19 protein-coding genes and 3 tRNA genes are annotated in these 19,485 nt (G+C 49.8%); 3 read left to right on the top strand and 19 right to left on the bottom strand.

Translation table 11 applies throughout. The features are described 5' to 3' along the window. Positions 1–139: 139 nt before the first annotated feature. The 3 genes from EDM60_RS19545 to EDM60_RS19540 all read right to left on the bottom strand — a co-directional run bounded on the left by EDM60_RS19545 (position 140) and on the right by EDM60_RS19540 (position 3,273). Positions 140–1,126 (bottom strand): helix-turn-helix domain-containing protein, encoded by a 987-nt coding sequence (locus EDM60_RS19545; RefSeq protein ID WP_122965442.1) that lies wholly within the window; start codon positions 1,124–1,126, stop codon positions 140–142. A gap of 142 nt (positions 1,127–1,268) precedes the next feature. Beyond that, positions 1,269–1,436 (bottom strand): hypothetical protein, encoded by a 168-nt coding sequence (locus EDM60_RS28775; protein WP_167470342.1) that lies wholly within the window; start codon positions 1,434–1,436, stop codon positions 1,269–1,271. Positions 1,437–1,455: 19 nt separating this feature from the next. Then, positions 1,456–3,273 carry an APC family permease gene (locus EDM60_RS19540; protein WP_122965441.1) on the bottom strand — a complete coding sequence of 606 codons (1,818 nt, stop codon included), beginning with the start codon at positions 3,271–3,273 and terminating at the stop codon, positions 1,456–1,458. Between the two features lie 1,111 nt (positions 3,274–4,384). On the opposite strand from EDM60_RS19540, the gene EDM60_RS28415 reads away from it, so the two are divergent. Continuing rightward, on the top strand, positions 4,385–4,591 hold the full coding sequence (locus EDM60_RS28415; protein WP_141254257.1) for a hypothetical protein: 207 nt from the start codon (positions 4,385–4,387) through the stop codon (positions 4,589–4,591). Positions 4,592–5,110: 519 nt separating this feature from the next. Here EDM60_RS28415 and EDM60_RS19535 read toward each other — a convergent pair. The 13 genes from EDM60_RS19535 to EDM60_RS19475 all read right to left on the bottom strand — a co-directional run bounded on the left by EDM60_RS19535 (position 5,111) and on the right by EDM60_RS19475 (position 14,407). After that, positions 5,111–5,184, bottom strand: a tRNA-Gly gene (locus tag EDM60_RS19535). A 214-nt stretch (positions 5,185–5,398) separates the two neighbouring features. Next, a complete protein-coding gene (locus tag EDM60_RS19530; RefSeq protein WP_122965440.1) occupies positions 5,399–5,701 on the bottom strand; it encodes a hypothetical protein in 303 nt (100 codons plus the stop codon). 252 nt (positions 5,702–5,953) lie between these two features. Further along, positions 5,954–6,035 (bottom strand) — tRNA-Leu (locus tag EDM60_RS19525). A gap of 49 nt (positions 6,036–6,084) precedes the next feature. Continuing rightward, positions 6,085–6,169 (bottom strand) — tRNA-Tyr (locus tag EDM60_RS19520). A gap of 105 nt (positions 6,170–6,274) precedes the next feature. Continuing rightward, complete coding sequence (locus tag EDM60_RS19515; RefSeq protein ID WP_122965439.1) at positions 6,275–6,586, bottom strand: hypothetical protein; 312 nt, start codon at positions 6,584–6,586, stop codon at positions 6,275–6,277. A 68-nt stretch (positions 6,587–6,654) separates the two neighbouring features. Beyond that, positions 6,655–7,221 carry a thioredoxin family protein gene (locus EDM60_RS19510; protein ID WP_122965438.1) on the bottom strand — a complete coding sequence of 189 codons (567 nt, stop codon included), beginning with the start codon at positions 7,219–7,221 and terminating at the stop codon, positions 6,655–6,657. Positions 7,222–7,295: 74 nt separating this feature from the next. Beyond that, entirely contained in the window at positions 7,296–7,466 is a 171-nt protein-coding gene (locus EDM60_RS19505) for a YycC family protein (protein ID WP_122965497.1), read from the bottom strand. Positions 7,467–7,625: 159 nt separating this feature from the next. Further along, the gene (locus EDM60_RS19500) at positions 7,626–7,829 is read right to left on the bottom strand and encodes a hypothetical protein (RefSeq protein WP_122965437.1); all 204 of its coding nucleotides are present in this window, start codon (positions 7,827–7,829) and stop codon (positions 7,626–7,628) included. Positions 7,830–8,000: 171 nt separating this feature from the next. Continuing rightward, on the bottom strand, positions 8,001–8,534 hold the full coding sequence (locus EDM60_RS19495) for a TlpA family protein disulfide reductase (protein WP_122965436.1): 534 nt from the start codon (positions 8,532–8,534) through the stop codon (positions 8,001–8,003). A gap of 24 nt (positions 8,535–8,558) precedes the next feature. Then, a complete protein-coding gene (locus tag EDM60_RS19490; RefSeq protein ID WP_122965435.1) occupies positions 8,559–9,269 on the bottom strand; it encodes a cytochrome c biogenesis CcdA family protein in 711 nt (236 codons plus the stop codon). Between the two features lie 277 nt (positions 9,270–9,546). Beyond that, positions 9,547–10,779 (bottom strand): efflux RND transporter periplasmic adaptor subunit, encoded by a 1,233-nt coding sequence (locus EDM60_RS19485; protein WP_122965434.1) that lies wholly within the window; start codon positions 10,777–10,779, stop codon positions 9,547–9,549. A gap of 30 nt (positions 10,780–10,809) precedes the next feature. Next, complete coding sequence (locus EDM60_RS19480; RefSeq protein WP_122965433.1) at positions 10,810–13,944, bottom strand: efflux RND transporter permease subunit; 3,135 nt, start codon at positions 13,942–13,944, stop codon at positions 10,810–10,812. Between the two features lie 76 nt (positions 13,945–14,020). Next, positions 14,021–14,407, bottom strand: a complete 387-nt coding sequence (locus EDM60_RS19475; protein WP_063230942.1) for a MarR family winged helix-turn-helix transcriptional regulator — start codon at positions 14,405–14,407, stop codon at positions 14,021–14,023. A 209-nt stretch (positions 14,408–14,616) separates the two neighbouring features. Between EDM60_RS19475 and EDM60_RS19470 the strand changes: the two genes are divergently transcribed. Further along, positions 14,617–15,819: a sensor histidine kinase gene (locus tag EDM60_RS19470; protein ID WP_122965432.1), complete on the top strand. Its 1,203-nt coding sequence runs from the start codon at positions 14,617–14,619 to the stop codon at positions 15,817–15,819. Beyond that, the gene (locus EDM60_RS19465; RefSeq protein WP_122965431.1) at positions 15,816–16,493 is read left to right on the top strand and encodes a response regulator; all 678 of its coding nucleotides are present in this window, start codon (positions 15,816–15,818) and stop codon (positions 16,491–16,493) included. The genes EDM60_RS19470 and EDM60_RS19465 overlap by 4 nt, the downstream gene beginning before the upstream one ends. Positions 16,494–16,502: 9 nt before the next feature. Here EDM60_RS19465 and EDM60_RS19460 read toward each other — a convergent pair whose 3' ends face one another. From EDM60_RS19460 to EDM60_RS19450, 3 genes are all read right to left on the bottom strand, one after another. Beyond that, positions 16,503–17,003: a hypothetical protein gene (locus tag EDM60_RS19460; RefSeq protein WP_233454134.1), complete on the bottom strand. Its 501-nt coding sequence runs from the start codon at positions 17,001–17,003 to the stop codon at positions 16,503–16,505. A 258-nt stretch (positions 17,004–17,261) separates the two neighbouring features. Next, positions 17,262–18,623, bottom strand: coding sequence for a two-component system sensor histidine kinase NtrB (locus EDM60_RS19455; RefSeq protein ID WP_233454133.1), 1,362 nt, complete (start codon positions 18,621–18,623; stop codon positions 17,262–17,264). Between the two features lie 492 nt (positions 18,624–19,115). Further along, positions 19,116–19,406: an antibiotic biosynthesis monooxygenase family protein gene (locus EDM60_RS19450; RefSeq protein WP_122965428.1), complete on the bottom strand. Its 291-nt coding sequence runs from the start codon at positions 19,404–19,406 to the stop codon at positions 19,116–19,118. Positions 19,407–19,485: the final 79 nt, after the last annotated feature.

The raw sequence follows: 19,485 nt of genomic DNA, 5'->3' as shown, positions 1-19,485 counted from the left end.
GTTCCACCACCAGACGGACTACTTTGCTGGTTGTACGGATATCCTTTTCACAAAAAAACCGGGACAAGCCTCGCTGCACGAAAAAAACCGCCCGACGCCCACACGTTAGGCATCGAACGGCTTCTCATCCCTATCCTTTTTACTGCTTCGCCCAAGCGGCTGTCTGTCTGACAAAAGCTCCCGGATTCACTCCGTACTTCTCCCGAAACGCTTCGGCGAAGTAGCTCGTGTTCGAGTAACCGACAGCGCTTGCCGTCTCGGTGACGTTCATGTCGCCCGACTGGAGCAGCTGCCACGCCTTCTCCAGCCGTTTTTCGCGCAAAAAGCCGAACACTGTGTTGTTGTACATAGCCTTGAAGCCGACCTTCAGCTTGTAATCGTTCAAGCCGATCATGCGGGACAAGGCAAGCAGCGACGGCGGCTCTGCCATGTTTTCCACGACAATGTCTCTCGCCAGCCGGATTTTTTCCCGATCGCTTTTGGAGAGACTGTCCGCCTCCGGGTTTGATTCCGTCAAAAAAGAACGAAAAGCCATCGAGAAAAGCTCCAAAGCCCCGCATTGCAGCTCCAGATTCCTCGTTCGCGGCTGCAACGCTCCCTGAATCAAGCGCTCGGCGACAACCGTAGCCGCCGGCGAGATTTTTTCTTGCCAAATCCGAAAAGGCGACTGCCCGAGAACTTGCGAGAACTCTACGTCCGTCCCCCCTTCCGCGTCGGCCATGAACTCGCGGAAAGTCGTCACCGGAATCCCGATGCCCAGCATGTAAAACGGATCGTCCCGCCTGTATTCGAAAGCCGCCTCAAACTGCCCCATAAATTGCAGCGAACACGTTCCGGTCGTAAACTCATGCTGTCTGCCCTTGATATGCAGGGCACGAGCGCCTTGCATGCAAAAATTCAGCTCCACCATCGGGGCTGTCGTTTGCACCGAAAGCTGCTGCTCGCGATAAAAGGCGTGCTTCGCGACCACAAGCTCGATATCGTTGCGCGGGATCACCCGGCGGATATAGCCTTCTCCGTCGCTTGCGGGCACAGTGGCTGGATCCTGCTCGTTTCCGTGAGGCGCTTGTACGCCGAGCCGCTCTACATAAGACTGAAAGTTGTCATGGAAGTTTGCCGCACTCATTTTGCATGCACCTCAAGCCCAAATTCATCCAGTTCGATGATAATTATTCTCATTATTATACTGGATGAAGCTGTTTTTGGCTACCGATCAAGTGCATGGGAACGGGTGGGTGCTCGCAAGACAACCGCCCACAAGAAAGAGATTACGCCTGGGGATCGGGCAAAATTTTTGCCTGCGATTTGTCGCGCAGCAAAAGCTCAACGCCCTTGTCCACGATATCGCCAAGCGCGATTTTTGCCTGCCCATGTTCATCGCCACACAAACACAAAAAGAAAAACCTTGAGGGATCAAGGTTTTTCTTCGGCTGCATGCAGCAATCGCCCTCTACTTCATTTCTTTAATCGATACGGAACTGTAGCGATTTTTACATCTTGGCGGGCGAACAAATACGCTCGGATCAATAAACTCGTCTGGTTATGCAACAAATTATGCCACCAGCGCTTCGTAATAAACTGCGGAATCATGACAGTCACATGATCCGTCTCTGCCTTTTTCCACTCCACCGTGTCAATAAACTTAAACAAAGGTCTAATAATACTGCGATAATGCGAACGCAAGATAATCAAGCGCACTCCGGGATTCCACAGCGCCCACTTCTCCTCCATTTTTTTCATGTCTTCATCGCTGAACCCGACGTAGACAGCGACAATGTCGTCTGACAGGGACTGAGCATAACTAATCGTATTTTTAACCACCTGCGAAATCCCGGCCACCGGAATCACGATGACGCTCCCTTTTGGATCGGGTTTTTCTGTTTGGATATCAAGTCGCAACTCATCTGCCAGCTCTCGATAATGCTGGTTAATTTTCCGGAAGATGAAAATAACAATAGGAAGGAATACAAAAATCGACCATACTTGCGACAGTTTCGTCACCAAAAAGATCAGGCAAATCGTCAGCGTCGTTAGCATTCCCAACGTATTAATGAGAAAAGGCGTCAGCCACCCTGGCGGTTTTTTCGAAATCCAGCGTTTCATCATACCTGCCTGTGACAAAGTAAACGGGATAAAAACCCCTAGCGCATACAAAGGAATGAGGTTTTCCGTTTCTCCTTCAAAAGCAATCACCAAAATGGCGGAAAGGATCGCCAAAAAGATGATCCCGTTTGAAAACCCAAGACGATCTCCCCGGACCATGAACATATTTGGCATAAATCTGTCTTTGGCTAACATAAAGGCGAGTAACGGAAAGGCCGCAAAAGCCGTATTGGCGGCCAGAAATAAAATAAGCGCAGTGACCGTTTGAATCGAGTAATACATGATTCCACGTCCAAAAACCGCCGAAGCGATTTGAGATACCACCGTTTCCGCTCGTCTTGGCGAAATCCCGTACAAATACGCCAGCAAGCTAATGCCCATGAACATGACGCCAAGGATCAGTCCCATCAACAAAAGCGTCGCTGCGGCATTTTTCGGTGCTGGCTCCTTGAAGTTAGGAATGGCATTTGACACGGCTTCTACTCCTGTTAATGCCGAACAGCCTGAGCTGAATGCCCTCAAAAGCAAAAATAACGTGATACCCGGAACAACGGCCCCGTATTCAGGGGGATGCGCTTGGACATTTCCCGCGATCCATTGATACCCGCCGCCAATAATTAACGCAAGAATAGCGACGACAAACAAATAGACAGGATACATTAAAACCGTTGCGGATTCTGTTATTCCACGTAAATTTAGTACCGTTACGATGGTAATCATGAACAGGGCAATCAGCACACGATGGTCATGCAGCACGGGAAATGCCGAAGTAATCGCGTCTGTGGAAGCAGACGTACTAACCGCAACCGTTAAAATGTAGTCCACAAGTAACGAGCCGCCCGCAACCAGGCCAGAAGTGGTTCCCAAATTGTCCTTTGCGACAATGTATGCCCCGCCGCCTGTTGTGTAAGCAAAGATGGTTTGGCGGTAAGACAAAATGAGTATGGTCAAAAGACCGATCACCGCAATCGATATCGGGATAGAGTACCACATTGCTGCCGCACCCAACGTAATCAACACGATGAGAATCTGTTCGGTCCCGTAAGCGACAGAAGACAGGGCATCAGATGAAAGAACAGCCAAAGCTTTGACTTTATTTAACTTTTCTGCGGCAAGCTCGCTTGATTTCATGGGTCTACCGAGTAAAAATCGCTTACATTCCGATATCATGCGTGTTCCCCTATCCAGCGTTTTCTTGGTAGTTTTCCCATTGTTACGATTAAAATTAGTTTGTTTTGTTGTTGGTGTTATCTTGCTGTCGCCTAATTTGCAAGCTCCCTCCGCTCGCTGCTTCCAGATTCTTTTCCAAACCCAAACGGAAGGCCCCTCGTCGCATCCTCCTTCTAGATCTTCACCGTGGCACGAGACTCAGTCTGCTGGCCAAGTAAAATAGGCGCCAGAACACGCCTCATGTAACAGTGCAAACCTGGCAACATTCCTTTTTTTGATATCAGCTGCTTGATTTCCGTTTCGATCTTGCTGATAGCCGCCAGGATACCGGTAATCTATTTTGGTAGGTCTTTCTCTTCATCCTTGTTTCTCCCCGCCTTCTCCCCCTTTGTGGCAACAAAAGCCCAGGTCAGATCGGGACGCGCTGTCAGTCTTGTTGGCAAAAGAAAAAGGAGCCGCAATTGCAGCTCCCTACTACTGTTCTGTTAAGGACTCACCTGGATTATTTGCTGTACAGAAAAGCACTTCCGATGTCAGTGGAATTATCATTTGTTTTGATCTGAACTGAAATACTGTCCCCAACTTCAAGCGGTTGTGTCAATAACCCGAGTTGGAAAGTGATTTCACCGTTAGCGTCAGTGACTGGCAACATCACGTTTGTCGTGGTTGCGGTGAATGGCATGCCAGATGGAGAACCGCCAATGAACATCCCGTACGCTTCTGGAGTATTGATATCGCTTTGAGTCAAAGTGATATCAAATGTAAACTGATAGCCCTGAATCGGATTGCCGTTTTGATCGTTTGCTGTAACTGTAATCGTCCGTGGAACAGAATCCTCTCCAAACGAAGAGTCAATGACAGCTGTTGAATTAGCTGCACTAATTACTGCTGGTCCGCTATTCTCGTCTTATGCCTTCTCTATCTGTCGGTTTTATAACGAGCCTTCACCGTGCAGGCGGCTTTCGTCGCACACGGCGATCAGTCAACGGATGATAAGTTAGAGCTTAACAACGGGCATAAAAATCTTAGCACCATTCAGGTGCTTTTTGCTAGTGTTTATTTTCTGAAATGCCAAGTTTTTGATGAATAGGGAGCCGTAACAGCAGCCCCCATGAAAAAAGCCTTCTCGCTTTTGGAAAAGGCCCTCTGTGCGATTCTCTACTATTTTCTTAATCCAGCTAGACCAGCAGGCGAAATCTTCCCCAGCGCCTTGCTTGTCAACCTGATTCCTGCTGTCGTAAGCATTCTAACCACTGTCTCCCTCGCTACTGTTCATCCGGACAGACCCGTCATGATCAGCAGACAAGTGAGCAGATGAAAGTCGCTTGTTACTGTTTACAAAAAGTCATGCGGTGTCCCAATGTGTATCGGATAAACTCCATCATTGCAGCGGCCTGCGCTGTTGATGGACACTCTCTCCGCTAAAGATCCCCTAATATTTTCTTCCGGGAGAATGAAATGCCCTTTACTATACCACCCCAATAGCTGCATGGAGGAACTTTCTTAAAAGAAACAGATTTTAAACACCTTCGCCTATACGATTTGCAACACACAGCTACCACTCTGTAAATCTCTGTTAATGAAAGCAGGTTTTGATTTCAAAGTGCTCCGGGAACGACTTAATTATAAAAAAATTACAGACATATATGCGCACCTATAAAAACTCTTAACCTGAAAGCTGCCTTGAATTTGGACAAACTGGATCCAAGAAAAACATTCAGTAAATCTGCCCCCAGACCATCCCCAAGACATGTTGCCTTTTCCCCTCATCCCAATGCCCACACAAACACAAAAAGAAAAAAACTTGATCTCTCAAAGTTTTCACGCACTACCTCTATGGAGCGGGTGATGGGAATCGAACCCACGCTACTAGCTTGGGAAGCTAGAGTTCTACCATTGAACTACACCCGCAAGTTCACTTTTCTCCATCAAGCCACACATCCTGCAGCAACAAGCGCAACAATGAGAAAAGTTACTCACTTCAAATATTTAACAATAATAAGTATACCGCCTCCCCATCCTTTTGTCCACCCCTGCCCCGCTCACGAATGCGGGCGGTTGGAAATCAATGCGCCTGCGATTAAAAACACCACCAGAAAGGCTCCCGCCATCCGCAGAGTGTAAATTAAGGAAGGACAACATCGCCAATGTCTGCGACCAAAAAAGGGGCGAAATATTGGATGCACGCCCATGAAGAAACGAGAAAAACGAGCGAACCAGAAAACGAAATTTTCACAAACCGCAATATTTCCGTCGAGCGATCATCCACCCTTGTCATATAGGCATAAAACGCATAGAGTGGCAGCACCAAAGCTAATCCCGTCGCCGCCCAGGAAAGATAGCCGAACACAAACCTCGCGATCAGATACGATATGACTAAAAAGATAACACCAAGAACAGCTCCCACAATGTACTCCCACTTATTCATACAGCCCTCTCTTCCCTTGCCAGCAACTCAAAAGTAAACGATTACTATTGTACCAAATATCCCCATAATCTGGCGAAATTTTCGAAGTTCATGTGGGATTCCTATAGTTTCTTGTGGTTTCACGAGTGACGTTTTGGAGCAATTTCTTGAGCGTTTATTGCGCCATGCATTATGCACTTAAATTTCTGACCGCCGCCACAAGCAAACAAAAAAACTCTCGGAATAAACATTCCAAGAGTCGTCTTTCAGATATGGTGCCGGTGAAGGGACTTGAACCCCCACGGTTTCCCTCACGATTTTGAGTCGCGCGCGTCTGCCATTCCGCCACACCGGCATGTAGAAAACTGTAGTTACATACTAGCACATTTCTGCTAGAAAATCAATGGTGGGGAGAGACGGATTCGAACCGCCGAACCCGGAGGGAGCAGATTTACAGTCTGCCGTGTTTAGCCACTTCACTATCTCCCCAGCTGAATAACGTGCGCCTCTTCCTTACCGCTTGCGCTTGTCCGAGACGACGTTATTTACTCTATCATGGACCACAAGTTTCGTCAATAGGTTTTTCTCATTTTCTTACGGGCTTACGACATGCTTTAAAATATCTTGTGCCCATTGTTGAAAAACAGCAAGCGCCTGCTCCACCTCCCCAAACGAAAGTTGCTCCTCACAGGAGTAGTCCGGAAAGTCCATGATGCGGTTTTTGCGAATCATGACGTGGTCTGCCTCGCATTTGATCTCCAAAAAATAAGGCACGGACTCATCTACCCCAAAGCGATTTTCCAAAAACTCATAGGTGCGCACCCACTCTAAAATCCGCACTTCGGAAGGCTCCAGACGCAAAACTTGCTCCAGGGACATGATCGTTTCGTTTCCGTAATAATGCATCCAATCTCAGCCTCTCTGCATGAAAATAGGCGGAGCCGCGACTCCGCCCTGTATGTTGTTCGCGTTTGTTAAATCGAGGAGAGCAGCTCTCTCAGTTCTTTGACAATGACTTGCTGGTAGCCCGTGCCTTCTCCGTACTGTTTGAGCATTTCTGCGCGAGCGACCTTGATGTTTTCTTCGTAGTCAGGGGCGTTGCGATCTGGGTTTTGCTGTTTGAACGCTGTCATGATTGCCTGTACGTGGCTAGGTCTCGGGCCCCATTTTGCCAGCACGTGTCCGCCAGTATCTGCGAAAATGACGACTGGAATGGCGCGACCGCCCATCGTGAGAAATTCATCCATCAGGTCGAGGTGGTCTTCCATGACCAAAATTTCAACAGGCATCTCTGTTTCTTTTAAAGCGTGGAGAACGACCGGCAAGTTTCTGACCACATCTCCGCACCATTCTGCTGCCAAAATCAAACATCTCAGATCATCCCGATGCTGCAACGAGGCAAAAAAGGCCTGGTCCTGTTCATCTGCCCAAGCAAACGCCTCTGACCAGTTTTGGAACGTATCCTGATTTTTGGTCATGCCTTCGATGAAAGCTTGCGGTTTCAACCCTGTGCGAAACTTGTGTGCGACATTTGCAGCCATTTGCTCTCCTCCAGTATATGTATGGACTTGTTCTTGTATCTTTTCCACGGCGGTTGCGAAAAGTCCTCTTCGCCTTACTCGGATGGGTCAGGTTCTTGCTTGTTTGTCTCCTGTTCCTGCTTGGCCAGTTCCATCATTTTTTGCAAAAGAATGTGTTGCGGCATATGCATCAGCCGCTCCAGGGGAACGTTCAGGGCTTCTGCAAGCTTAACGGCGGTGTCCGGTGAGATTTGCAAGGGACGCATGAAAACAGCTCCTTTCTGTGCCAAATACGCTTTCTCCAGTATAATACATGGCGTCCTGTGCCGCCAGAGAGAGGCTTGCGCCCGAAAAGCACAAAGAGATAACCCCGCCGCTCCATCTGCTGGGATTATCTCCTGACCGTCGGGCGCCTCTGCCTCGCTCTACGCCTTTGGTTTGGTAAGAATACAGGGAACCCCGTTTCCGATCGCACCAGGCTGGGACATGCGCTCCAAATACGCCAAGCCACGCTCGCATTGCTGTTTGCACGCCAGGCATGTACTGGACGTCACGATTTTAAGATGCAACTGATTGGGATGCTGCCGACTGTTTTTCTTCTTTACTTTCTTGCCTCTGCCCTTGGCCATTCGCTCCCCTCCCTTTGCCCTGGTGCTCTAGTCTATGAAGGAGAACAACCCCGCTCTTTAGGCAAACATACAAAACGGAATGACCCTGTGCAAAATAGGCAGGCACTCCCAAGCGCGCCCAGCAAAAGAAAACCGCAGGCAAATTGTCGCCCGCGGTTCGGTTTCCACTCTTTATTTTTTGCCGTTCAAAAGCTGGCGAAGTTCCAGCTCCAATGTGCCTGCGTCGATCATCCCGATAATCTTTTTGCGGACGATTCCTTCTGTGTCAATCAGGTAGGTCGTGGGAAATGCCTGGACGAGATAGCGGTTCGACACGGAGCCACTGACATCCATCGGGATGGGAAAAGTCAGCTTGTAGGACTGCACAAACGCTTGCGCTGCCTCAGGGCTGTCATTGCTCGTGACATTCACCCCGTACATGTCGATCTGCCCGCCGTACTTCTCGTACATTTTTTGCAGGTCAGGCGCTTCCATCCGGCACGGCCCGCACCACGATGCCCAAAAGTTGAGAACGACTGGCTTGCTTCGCTTGCCCTCAACTTTGTACGTCTGGTTGTCCAGCCCGGTCAAAGTAAAGGACGGCGCCATAAAGCCTACTTCCGGTTTTTGTACGTTGGCTACGACTGGCGCTGACTCCTGGGGCTTTTCCCACACAGCTGCTCCAACTCCCGCAACAATCAGCACAACCAGCAACAGCTTTTTCATTTCGTCACCTCTGCATGACCTGATCTAAAATCCGGTAAAGCCTCCGAACAATTGAATGAGCACGCGAGTAATGTCCGTCAATTTGTCGGTGTACAAGAGCACGCCGAACAAAATCATGACGCCCCCGCCGACTTTCATGAATTGATCCGAATATTTGACGATCGCTTTCACTTTACTGATGAAGAATGTCATGACGAAAAACGGAATGGCAAAGCCGAGTGTATAGGCCAATGTGTACGTCAACGCCCGGGACGGATCGGTTACCCCAAGCACGATAATGCCGGAGAGGATTGGTCCCACACAAGGCGTCCATCCAGCAGCATAGGTCATTCCCACCAGTATGGACCCAGTATACCCCAAAGGTCTTGATTTTAAATCGACCTTGAAAGAGCGCATCATCCAGTCCATTTTAAACACTTGCAGCATGATCAGCCCGATAACGACCAGCAAAATGCCGCCAAGCTGCCGGATGAGATCCTTTTGATTGACGAACAGGCTGCCGATCCAAGAGGTAGAAAGCCCCAAGGCAATAAAAATGATCGAAAAGCCAATAATGAAAAAAAGCGTATGTAATAACGCCTGCTTTTGAAAAACCGCTCTTCCCTTCTTCACTTCATCCACGGTAACCCCTGTTATGTAGGACAAAAAGGACGGATAAAGCGGCAGACAGCACGGCGAAATAAACGAGAGAAAACCCGCTGCAAACGCCAAAAACACCGTAAGATTCCCAGTCATATGTACCTCCGAAAGGTTGTTTCATCCACTATATTCCTTATTGTAGCGAATCTTTCCCCCCTTCAAAAGTGGAACCGACACTTTGCCTTAAATCCGTGACATTTAAGGTTACGTAATATATGTTATGTAATTTAATTTCTTTCCCAGACGGCTCCTCCTCGTCGTTCCATGCAAAAAAAAGAGACGGATTTCCATCCGCCTCTTTTCGTTCTTTTGTTAATCACTCGCGCTTCCCTTACTCGAATTACAAGCACAAGCGCTGGCTGTACAGCCGCCTTTACTCCTGAACGCTTACCTTGCCGCCGTCCTGAAGCAAAGTGATTCCCGTTACGACAAGCTTGTCGCCTTCAGCCAGACCACTTGTTACTTCGATCTTGTCGCTGGAAGATTTGCCGGTGACAACCTCCACCTGCTTCGCAATGTCGCCCTCCAGTTTGAACACGAACTGTTTGCCGTCGCGATCAAACACTGCTTTGCGGGAAATGACGAGCGCTTTCGCTTCGCTCGCTCCCTCGGACGGGAACGTCACATTGACGACCATGTCCGATTTCAGCTCGTTGGCAGGATTCGGGATGCTGATTTCCACTGGATACGCCTTGAGCGCGGAATCCATCACAGGGCTGACCGCCGTTACTTTGGCATCAAGCGTCTTGCCTGTCGATTGTACGTTTACTTTTACGACTGTCCCGACTTTGACTTTGGTGATGTCTGCTTCGGACAGGTTGGCTTTCACCAACAGCGGATTCGTATTGACCACGACGACGACTGGCTGTTGACCTGTCATTTGTCCGACCGCTCCGCTTACGCTGGAGACAAATCCGTTGATGGGAGAAGTCACAGTCGCATTAGCCAGTTGCTCGCGAGCGTTTTGCAAGCTGACAGCAGACTGTTTGGCAGATGCTGCGGATACTTGCACACCGGACTTTTGCTGGGCAACCTGCACACTTTGCTGGGCGTTGTCATAGGCCATCTGCGCGTTGGTCAGCTGAATGTTCGCTTGTTCCATTTGCTGCGCTGAGATCGCACCTTGCGTGAAAAGCTGATTCATCCGCTGCTGGTTCACCTTGGCATCGGCCAAAGCAACTTCCGCCTGCTTCAGTCCGTTTTTCGCCTGCACCAAGCCTTGATCCGAGCTGCTTCCAGCCTGATTCAAGCTTGCCTGCGCCAGCTGGTAGGCAGCTTCCGCCTGCTTGACGCTGTTGAGCAGTTCTTTTTCATCCAGTTTGAACAACACTTGGCCTTTGGTCACATACTGACCGAGTTTGACAGGCAAAGAAGTAATTTTCCCGCCCATTTTCGGGGAGATTTGCACCTCTTCGCTCGGTGCCAGTTTGGCCGTCAGACCTGACTCGGTTGTCACAGAACCTGTCGTCACCGTTTCAATCTGCACAGGTGTTGCCGCCGCTTCCGCCGTTTCTTGCTGTGCTGGTTCCGCTTGCGGGCTGGAACAACCTGCCACGAGGCTGATCGCCAATACGGCCAAAATGACGGGTTTTATGCTAAGTTTCATGAATGTCCCTCCTCATCCCACAAACGCTTCTTACGATTCCAAAGCGGGAACGGTTTTCTTTTGTTTCAACAGTTTCTTTGCTTTGCGTTTCTCGCGTCTTTCCCGACGCTTTTTGCCCATATCGTCAAACCACGCAGTCACGACCGGCACCAGAACCAGTGTAATCAAGGTGGCAAAACTCAGACCAAAAATAACCGTGACGGCCATCGGAGCTTGTGTCTCTGTACCCGAACCGCCCGAGAACGCCAGCGGTCCAATCGCGAGAATCGTCGTCAGTGTCGTCATCAAAATCGGACGCAGACGGATTGGTCCGGCGTGCAGAATCGCTTCGCGCAGCTCCCAGCCTTTTGCCCGCAACTGGTTGATGTAGTCGATCAACACGATCGCGTTGTTCACGACCAGACCGATCAGGAGAATGTAACCGATCAACACGGATACGCTGATCGTCGTTCCTGTCACCAGCAGTCCAAGCAGAACGCCTGTCACTGTCGGCGGAACCGAGAACATGATGATAAACGGACTGTAGAACGATTCGAACTGGGCAGCCATAACCATGTACAGAAGCACTACGGAGAGCAGAATAGCCAGTGCGAGACTGCCGAACGATTCAGCCATGTCCTCGCTTTGTCCGCCAAACTCCAGTTTGTAGCCATCCGGGAGGTTCAGCTTGTTCATTTTCGCCGTAATTTCTTGTGTAACAGAGTTCAGGTCGCGCCCTGCCAGATCACTCGTAATTTGCACTTCACGCGTCAAATTCGAGCGGTTAATCGTCAGCGGTACGTCTACCTTGCTAATCGACGCAACCGATGTCAAAGCGATTTGCGCTCCACCTGGCGCAGCAATCCGCAAGTTGTTCAAGTAGTTGATATCTTCCTGATAATTTTCCGGCAGCTTCAGGTTAATGTCAATCTCATTGTCGCCTGTACGGTATTTGGTGACCGTTTGACCTTGGAAGGCTGTGCGGACACTGGAGAGAATCTGTCCAGTTGTCAGTCCGTACAAGCTCGCTTTTTCAGCGTCCACTTTCACTTCAAATTCTTGACGGGACGCTTCCAGACTGGTGGTCACGTTGCTTGTGCCAGGCACTTTCTCCACTTCGCCTTTGACGATCGAGCTGATGTCTTTCAGGACAGCCAAATCGTCACCGCGAACAGTCAGCTGGATCGGCGAGCCTGTGGACATGCCTTGTGCAGCGCTGACCTTGATTTCCGGTCCGGGAATCGTTTTCAGCTGATTCTGCAAATCCATGACAATCTCATTGGAGGAGCGTTTCCGCTCAGTCACATCGACGAGCATCAATGTGATCGTCGCCTGGTTGGAGGACAGTGTGCTCGCAATTGGCGAACCGTTGCTGCCGATTGATGTTGCCACAATGTCTTTCTCCGGCACTTTGTTTACGATGTCTTCAATTTGCTTCGCGACTTTTTCCGTCTCAGCCAGAACTGTACCGTTTGGCATTTTGATCGATACGGAAATCTGCCCCTGGTCCATGCTCGGGATGAACTCTGCGCCGATCAGCGGAGTCAGAGCCAGCGAGCCGACCATCATGATAACCGAGGAGAACAAAACGGTTTTTCTGTGGCCCAATGCCCATACCAACAGTTTTTGATAGCCTTTTTCCACTTTGCCAAAGCCGATGTTGAACCAAGTAACCGGGTTGATTCCCCGATAGTTTTCGTGATTCGCATGATTCGGTACTTTTTTCAAAATACGCGAGCTGAGCATCGGCACCAAAAGGATCGAGAAGACGAGTGCCGCAATATGCGAGTACACGACTGTCAATGCCAGCGGTCCAAACAGCTCGGATGCGATCCCTTCCGTCAGGGCAATCGGCAAAAATACGCAAATTTGCGCCAAGGCAGACGCCATAACGGCTGTACCTACTTCTTTGGAACCGGTGAGCGCCGCTTCCATCATGCCTTTGCCTTGTTCACGCTGGCGGAAAATGTTCTCCAGCATAACGACCGCAAAGTCAATCAAGGAGCCGAGACCGAGCGTCAAACCGGATAGCGAGATCAGGTTGATCGTCTGTCCAGTCATGTACATCAACAGGAAGGTCGCGACAATCGATACAGGCAACACGATGACAGCGATCAGCATGGATTGCAGGCTGCCCAAGAAGAAGAACAGCAGGATGATACCGACCAGTCCACCGAGCAGCGCGTGTTCTGCTGTCGTGTAGATCGAATCTTTAATGTAGGTCGAAGTGTCAAGCGTCGTGATGATTTCCATATGTTCCGGAAGATCGGCTTTGATCTTTTCCAGCTCTGCTTTCACCTCGTCGGCAACCTCGATCGTGTTGCCGCCAGAAGCCTTCGTAATGGAGATGCCAAGGCTCGGCTTGCCATTTACGTAGCTCAGTTGCGTGATGTCTTCCAACGTATCTTTTACTTGGGCGACGTCGCTCAGACGAATCGAGCTGCCTCCCACAGAAATCGGCGTCAGCGCAATTTGCTCGACGTTGGCAAATTCACCCTGAACACGGATGTTCATTTTGCTGTCGCCTTCCCGTACAGAACCAGCGGAACCGGACAGATTGCCGCTTGACAGTGCCTGCTGGATTTGCTCCAGAGACAAGCCGTACGCAGAGAGCTTGGCTGGATCTACAATCACATCCACGACGCGATCTTGACCGCCGCTGATGGAAGCAGCCGCGACGCCGTCAATGCGCTCCAGGCGCGATTGGATCATATCTTCCGCTACTTTTTTCAGCTTGTTGACATCCTGCTCACCTGTTACGGCGAACTGAATGATCGGCTGACTGTTCGGGTCGATGCGCAGTACGCGCGGCGCTCTTGCCGAATCTGGCAAGGCTCCTCGCACCTGGTCGACTTTTTCCCGCATGTCGAGAGTAGCTTGGTCGAGGTCTGTTCCCCAGTTAAACATGAGAATGACCTGTGAAGCCCCTTCAATGGAAACAGATGAAATGCTGTCCAGGTTCGAGACTGTACCTAGCGCATTTTCTATCGGCTTCGTCACCAGTTTTTCTACCTCGGCAGGCGAACCCCCATCCACGGACGTAACGACCACGGCAACCGGGAAATTCAATTCCGGCATCAGGTCGATCGCCAAACGAGGCAAGGAGACGAAACCGAAAATCAGCATGGCCACGGTCAGCATAATCATCGTGACCGGGCGTTTAATCGAGAGTTCAGACAGATTCAAATCCACTCACCTCTTCTAGAAAACTTGACATGGCCAATCGTTTCCTTTGGGCATCGTCGTTTGCCCAAAGTGACAATCAGCCGGTTATTTCCTTCTTTTGGGAGAACAATTCTTGCAGCGCATGAAGAGATGAGATCGCGTGAGGATCTTCCAGCTTCATTTCCTGTTGTTCAGACACGCGTTCCGTCAACGATACCCAGACAATTCGACGGTCGGTTTGATCCCGAAAACGACGCACCAGATTTTCCTGCTCCATCCTGTTGATCAATCCTGAAGTTGTACTGTACGAAAGATCGACAGCCTTGCAAATCTCCCCCATTGTCTTAGCACCGCTGCTGATCTGTTCCAAAATCAGCACTTGCTGCCAGTTCAGCTCGCTTGAGTCCAGTTCTTTTTTGGAGATTGAAGTAAACAAGGCGCTCGCTTCTCTCAGGAGCTTTGCCAACTGAATCAGTTCTTTCATGAAAGCCTCCCTCACTATCCCTCATGACCCATACTCATCCTAGCCAATCTTAATCTTTATTTGCAAGATTTATTCTACCTTTCGTCATGGGTAGTGAAGTCTATCAGCAGGTTGATTTCCAGGTGGACGGCGTCTATCTGGAGATAGACGACACCCCATGCTAGAATGAAAGTAAATGATCATCCGGCCAGAGAAAGAAGGACATCTGTTTGCTGAAACTGAGTATAAAAGCAGTTCAAAAACGTTTGCTGATCATCTGGTTCTCCATTTTGATTGTGCTTGCCTTGTTGCCTGACTCGTTCATGCGCGAGACTCCCTTACAGTTTTCACTTACGATTGTACTATTCTTTTGTTACATTGTGGTCTTCTGGATTTCAAAAAGGAACTGGAAGCCGTACCAATTTGAGCTAGTGACGATCATGCTCGGCATCATGTCTTTGCTAAAAGGCATTGTTGCCGGGGGAGAAAGCTTCGGATTGATGCTACCGCTTGCGGTGTTTATCGGCTTTTACATTGAGGGACGGCGTGCGCTGGCTTACGCGACTTTTTTTGGCGCGTGCACCACGTTGTTTTTGTATTTTGACGGCATCCTTAAATTCCCGCATATCATTCCGTTTATCCTCACGTACATCGGCTGCTATATCGGTGCGCGCGGATACCGGATTCAAAACGAAGCGTACAAAACCAATCAGTCCCATCTGGAAGAGCTGCAAAAGGCCCATACGGAGTTGCAGGAAGCCCACTCCCAACTGCAAGAAGCTGCTCTGCATTCTTTGCAGGTAGCCGTTCTGGAAGAAAGAACGCGGATTGCCCGGGATATTCACGACGCTTTGGGTCACAGTCTGACCTCGCTGATCGTCCAGTTGCACGCCTTGAAATACATGCTTCAAGACGGCCCGGAACACGCGCAGGAAGCGGTGCGCAACATGCTCGGTGTAGCCAAACAAAGCCTGGACGAAATCCGCACCTCCGTGCATACGCTCGCCATGGATAAAACGTCGCTCGGACTGACTCCGCTGCGCGCGTTGCTGTCCCAGGCCCAAAAACATACCGGGATCAAAATGGAGCTGCTTTCCGCCGATCTGGACATTCCGCTCTCCCAGGAGCTGACGATCACGTTTTACCGAATTTTACAGGAAGCAATTACGAATACATTGCGCCACTCCAACGCGAAGGAAATTTTGGTTATGATTGAACAACGGGGCAATTCGCTGTTTTTCTCGATTCAGGACGATGGCAACATTACGCCCGAGGATCATATCCAGCCTGGATTTGGGCTGACGGGAATCGCCGAGCGGATTAAACAGTTGAACGGCAGCCTGTCTTACTTCGCAAAAGAACCGCATGGATTCAGACTCGATGTCACATTGCCAATCGAGCATTTGGAAAAAGAAGGGAGCATGCGAACATGACCGATTCAACCAAAAATATTCGTGTGGTCCTCGTAGATGATCAAACTATGATTCGCCAAGGGCTGGGGTACGTGATCCAGATGCAGCCGGATATGCAGGTAGTCGGGGAAGCTTCGGACGGGGAAGAAGCCGTGGAGCTGGTGGGGAAAATCACGCCGGATGTCGTGCTGATGGACGTCCAGATGCCGAAAAAATCAGGGATCGAAGCAACCCGAGAGATCATGCGCATGCATCCCGCCGTCAAAGTGTTGATTTTGACTACTTTTGACAATCACAATTACGTCGTGGAAGGAATCCGCGCTGGCGCCGTCGGCTATATGCTCAAAGACGCCGATTCGCAGGAGATGCTCGATCTGATCCGCAGAGCCTCCCAGGGGGAAGCTCTCTTCCATACGGTAACAGCCGCCAAGGCGCTCGCCGAAGCCTTGAAGGCTCAGCCAAGCGTCGCGGACGTGACCGTTGCCCCCTCGGCTTTGCTCGACGAGTTGACAGACCGCGAGCTTGATGTCCTCCAGCAAATCGCCTACGGGTATCGCAATGACCAGATCGCCCAAAACTTGTTTATATCGGAAGGCACAGTAAAAACACACGTCCACCGCATTTTACAAAAAATGGGTGTGGAAGATCGAACACAGGCAGTCGCCAAGGCTCTGCGGCTCAAAATTGTAAAATAACGGAAATTTTCAGACAGAGACATGCAGGGCGATGCGAGTGCCGTCGTCCTGCAAAGTCCACAGCGACATCCCCTCTTCCAAACGAGCGATAGCCATGGCCTCTTGGACGGCAACCACGGCTTTTTCCAGATCGATCACGCGGCAGCAAACAGCAAGCTTGCCCTCGCTGTCATCTCCTCCATCGCAATGCCCATTTCCGGTTTTGCCGAGACATTCATCCAGCAACTGTTCAATGAAATAGCGCATCTCCACATCTGATTCCGACAGATGCGGGAAGCAAACGATCAGCTTTTGCAAGTCTTCTTCCGCAAGCTCGACGTAGCCCTTCTCCTTCATTTCTTCCGCCCAGACTTTCAGGACGTGCTTCGGCTTTCCCTCGATTTGTTCAGCCACAATCGCGTAATGGTCGCCGATTTCTCCCACATGACCGTAATGTACCGAATACAAACGGTCTGTTTCGTCATACCATACCTCCCAGTAGCTCCACCTCTTTTCGTTTTTCAGCAGCATGCGGATCACTTGATGTTCACTCCGTTCCGTCTTTTTGTAAATTATTCCACTGAACGACACGGTTTGACAACAACTCGACAAAAAATTGATTCAAAAGACTTGCAACCTTTTCAAAACAAAGGACTACATGACCAGTTTGAAAACTAAAAAAGCGATTTCTCTCTGTCTTTTGACGCAAGGGAAGGCCGCTTCGACCCAGCCCTGTTTTCGCGCATGCAAAAAAGACGGATGAATCATCCGTCTTTTGCTCGTGTCTGCTTATGTTCTCGCTGCAACAGATAGCGGCAGGCGAATTTCAAAACGTGCTCCATTCAATCGCGGCGAGTTCTCCGCAAAAATCTCGCCTCCGTGATCGGCAATGATTCGCTGTGTCGTGGACAAGCCGAGCCCCGTTCCCTCTTGTTTGGTCGTGTAAAACGGCACGAACAAATTTTCCAGACAAGCAGGACTAAGACCTGGTCCGTTGTCCTCCACGACGATGACGACTTGGCTGATCGAGGCGTACACGGTGACGCGCACAACGCTGCCTTGTGTCAGCAAAGCTTCAAACGCGTTTTTCATGATATTCAGGATGGCCTGCTTGATCCGGGAACGATAGCCAAAAACGTACCATTCACCGGGTGTAATATCCAGCTCCAGTTTGATGCCTCTGCGATTGGCTTCTGGCTCCAGTAAACGAATGACCCCATAAAGCTCGTCCAGCACAAGAAAGCGCTCGGAAACAATTTTGTCATCCCTGTACCGGGCCAAAACCAGCACGTCATTCAGCAAACCGTCAATGCGCTCGATCTCCGTCAAGATGACGGAAAAATACGACTCGCTGCGCGCAGAATTTCCTTGCTCGCGCAACAGTTGAATAAAGCCTTTGATCGAAGTGAGCGGATTGCGGATCTCGTGCGCCATCCCGGCAGCCAATTGCCCGACCGCCGCCAGTGCTTCCCGCTTGTTCAGCTCTTCTTCGTATCGTTTGTTCTCCGTGATGTTGCGAAGCACAGCGATAGCGCCCCACATTTCGCCCATGTAAAAAATCGGACTGGTGCTGACTGTCGTCCACTTCGAGTTGTACTCTGCCATGTAATGGCCCGACTGACCGCGCTCTACGACCCATTGCACAAAGCGCTCGCTCTCATGCGGCAAAAATGCTTCATCGATGTTTTTTCCAATAATTTGCTCGCGTTTGACGCCAAACAGGTGGCACAGCGCATGGTTTGCCTCAATGATTTTCAGGCTGCGGTCAATCATCAAGACAGCGATATCGCTCGAATGCAAAACCAGTTGTACCAGCTCTTGCTCGGCAAGGACGGCAAACTGTTCCCCTTGCGCCTTTTCCACAGATGTTCCGGTATTTTCTCGTTGTTTTTCTTCATTGTAGATGCTTACCACTTGTGCGATCAACTGATCCATCGCCTGATAAAAAGCGAATTGTTCCCGCAAAAGCTCCAGCTGCTCGGCTTCGCTCGAAACGAATGTGGCAGCATCATAGTTCATCTGCTCCATGATGCTGTCCCGGCATACTCGGATGCACTGTACCAGGGTGGCAACATTCAATCCGTGCAGGAAGCACTTGTAAGCCATTTCGTTAACTTCTTGTTCCAAAGCCGTAGAATCGTTTGATTTCACGGCTTCCGCCCAACGAATAAGCAGTTGGACTAGCAAAGCCTCAGTTTGTGCGCGGTCTCCCAGAAGCGAAGCAGAGTGGTCGTGTTTATCAGAAAGAAAGGAAAACGTTTTGGCCACCGCAGCAGGGGCCAAATGAGTAAGATACTTACTTATTCGATTTTTCAAAACGCTCTGACTCCTTTTCTTCTTGCTTCATTGAGGCCATCGTTCAAGTATGTATAATAGTGATTCTATTATGGACACAAAACCGACATGATGTAAAGCAAAGTGTCACGCAAAACAGATAGATTCTCGCGATGCGCTCCGCCATCCTGGCACCCGGGTTTGCTTGGATGAGCGGTTGCTCATTTTCACAGCAGATGAAACCGCTTTCCTATCTCCTTCTATCATATCACGATCAAGCATGAGTTTGGTAAAAAAACCTTTATTGTTCAATCATTACGAAAAAAAGCATTTGTCCAGCAAAGACAAATGCTTCTTTTTGCCTACATTCTAGGAGTTAGCTTTCACATGGTAGTTGCGCAAGTCCGATTTTACCGGACTGTTTTGGTTTGTCCCAGAATGGGCCCGCTTGAAGGCTTCGCTTTGCGTCCAGTTTTGGAATGATTCCTCGTCTGTCCATTTGGTGAAGACGATATACTCATCTCCTTCTGTTGGAGCCAGGAAAAGAAATTCAAGGAAACCGGGAACCTCTTTCATCCGTTCGCCACCGCCGCCAAACGCCCGTTCGAGGTGGGATTGGTAGTCAGCAGGAACTTTCAGCCTGTTCATCGATACGTACATGCTTGTCCACGTCCTTTTCTAAATGGGTTACCCTTCCATTATACAACGTCCTTGCCAAAAACCAAAAAACCGCAGACGC

This window comes from Brevibacillus parabrevis, assembly GCF_003710905.1.
GTDB classification, from domain to species: Bacteria; Bacillota; Bacilli; order Brevibacillales; family Brevibacillaceae; genus Brevibacillus; species Brevibacillus parabrevis.
This window is presented reverse-complemented; position numbering and strand designations above follow the sequence as displayed.

Excerpts from the sequence above, each read along its gene's own strand:
- EDM60_RS19460 (WP_233454134.1), bottom strand. The coding sequence starts at position 17,003 with ATGCTGCTGAAAAACGAAAAGAGGTGGAGCTACTGGGAGGTATGGTAT.
- EDM60_RS19510 (WP_122965438.1), bottom strand. The coding sequence starts at position 7,221 with ATGGCTGCAAATGTCGCACACAAGTTTCGCACAGGGTTGAAACCGCAA.
- EDM60_RS19475 (WP_063230942.1), bottom strand. The coding sequence starts at position 14,407 with ATGAAAGAACTGATTCAGTTGGCAAAGCTCCTGAGAGAAGCGAGCGCC.
- EDM60_RS19450 (WP_122965428.1), bottom strand. The coding sequence starts at position 19,406 with ATGTACGTATCGATGAACAGGCTGAAAGTTCCTGCTGACTACCAATCC.
- EDM60_RS28415 (WP_141254257.1), top strand. The coding sequence starts at position 4,385 with ATGAAAAAAGCCTTCTCGCTTTTGGAAAAGGCCCTCTGTGCGATTCTC.
- EDM60_RS19490 (WP_122965435.1), bottom strand. The coding sequence starts at position 9,269 with ATGACTGGGAATCTTACGGTGTTTTTGGCGTTTGCAGCGGGTTTTCTC.
- EDM60_RS28775 (WP_167470342.1), bottom strand. The coding sequence starts at position 1,436 with ATGCAGCCGAAGAAAAACCTTGATCCCTCAAGGTTTTTCTTTTTGTGT.
- EDM60_RS19465 (WP_122965431.1), top strand. The coding sequence starts at position 15,816 with ATGACCGATTCAACCAAAAATATTCGTGTGGTCCTCGTAGATGATCAA.
- EDM60_RS19505 (WP_122965497.1), bottom strand. The coding sequence starts at position 7,466 with ATGCGTCCCTTGCAAATCTCACCGGACACCGCCGTTAAGCTTGCAGAA.
- EDM60_RS19500 (WP_122965437.1), bottom strand. The coding sequence starts at position 7,829 with ATGGCCAAGGGCAGAGGCAAGAAAGTAAAGAAGAAAAACAGTCGGCAG.
- EDM60_RS19485 (WP_122965434.1), bottom strand. The coding sequence starts at position 10,779 with ATGAAACTTAGCATAAAACCCGTCATTTTGGCCGTATTGGCGATCAGC.
- EDM60_RS19530 (WP_122965440.1), bottom strand. The coding sequence starts at position 5,701 with ATGAATAAGTGGGAGTACATTGTGGGAGCTGTTCTTGGTGTTATCTTT.
- EDM60_RS19540 (WP_122965441.1), bottom strand. The coding sequence starts at position 3,273 with ATGATATCGGAATGTAAGCGATTTTTACTCGGTAGACCCATGAAATCA.
- EDM60_RS19495 (WP_122965436.1), bottom strand. The coding sequence starts at position 8,534 with ATGAAAAAGCTGTTGCTGGTTGTGCTGATTGTTGCGGGAGTTGGAGCA.
- EDM60_RS19515 (WP_122965439.1), bottom strand. The coding sequence starts at position 6,586 with ATGCATTATTACGGAAACGAAACGATCATGTCCCTGGAGCAAGTTTTG.
- EDM60_RS19545 (WP_122965442.1), bottom strand. The coding sequence starts at position 1,126 with ATGAGTGCGGCAAACTTCCATGACAACTTTCAGTCTTATGTAGAGCGG.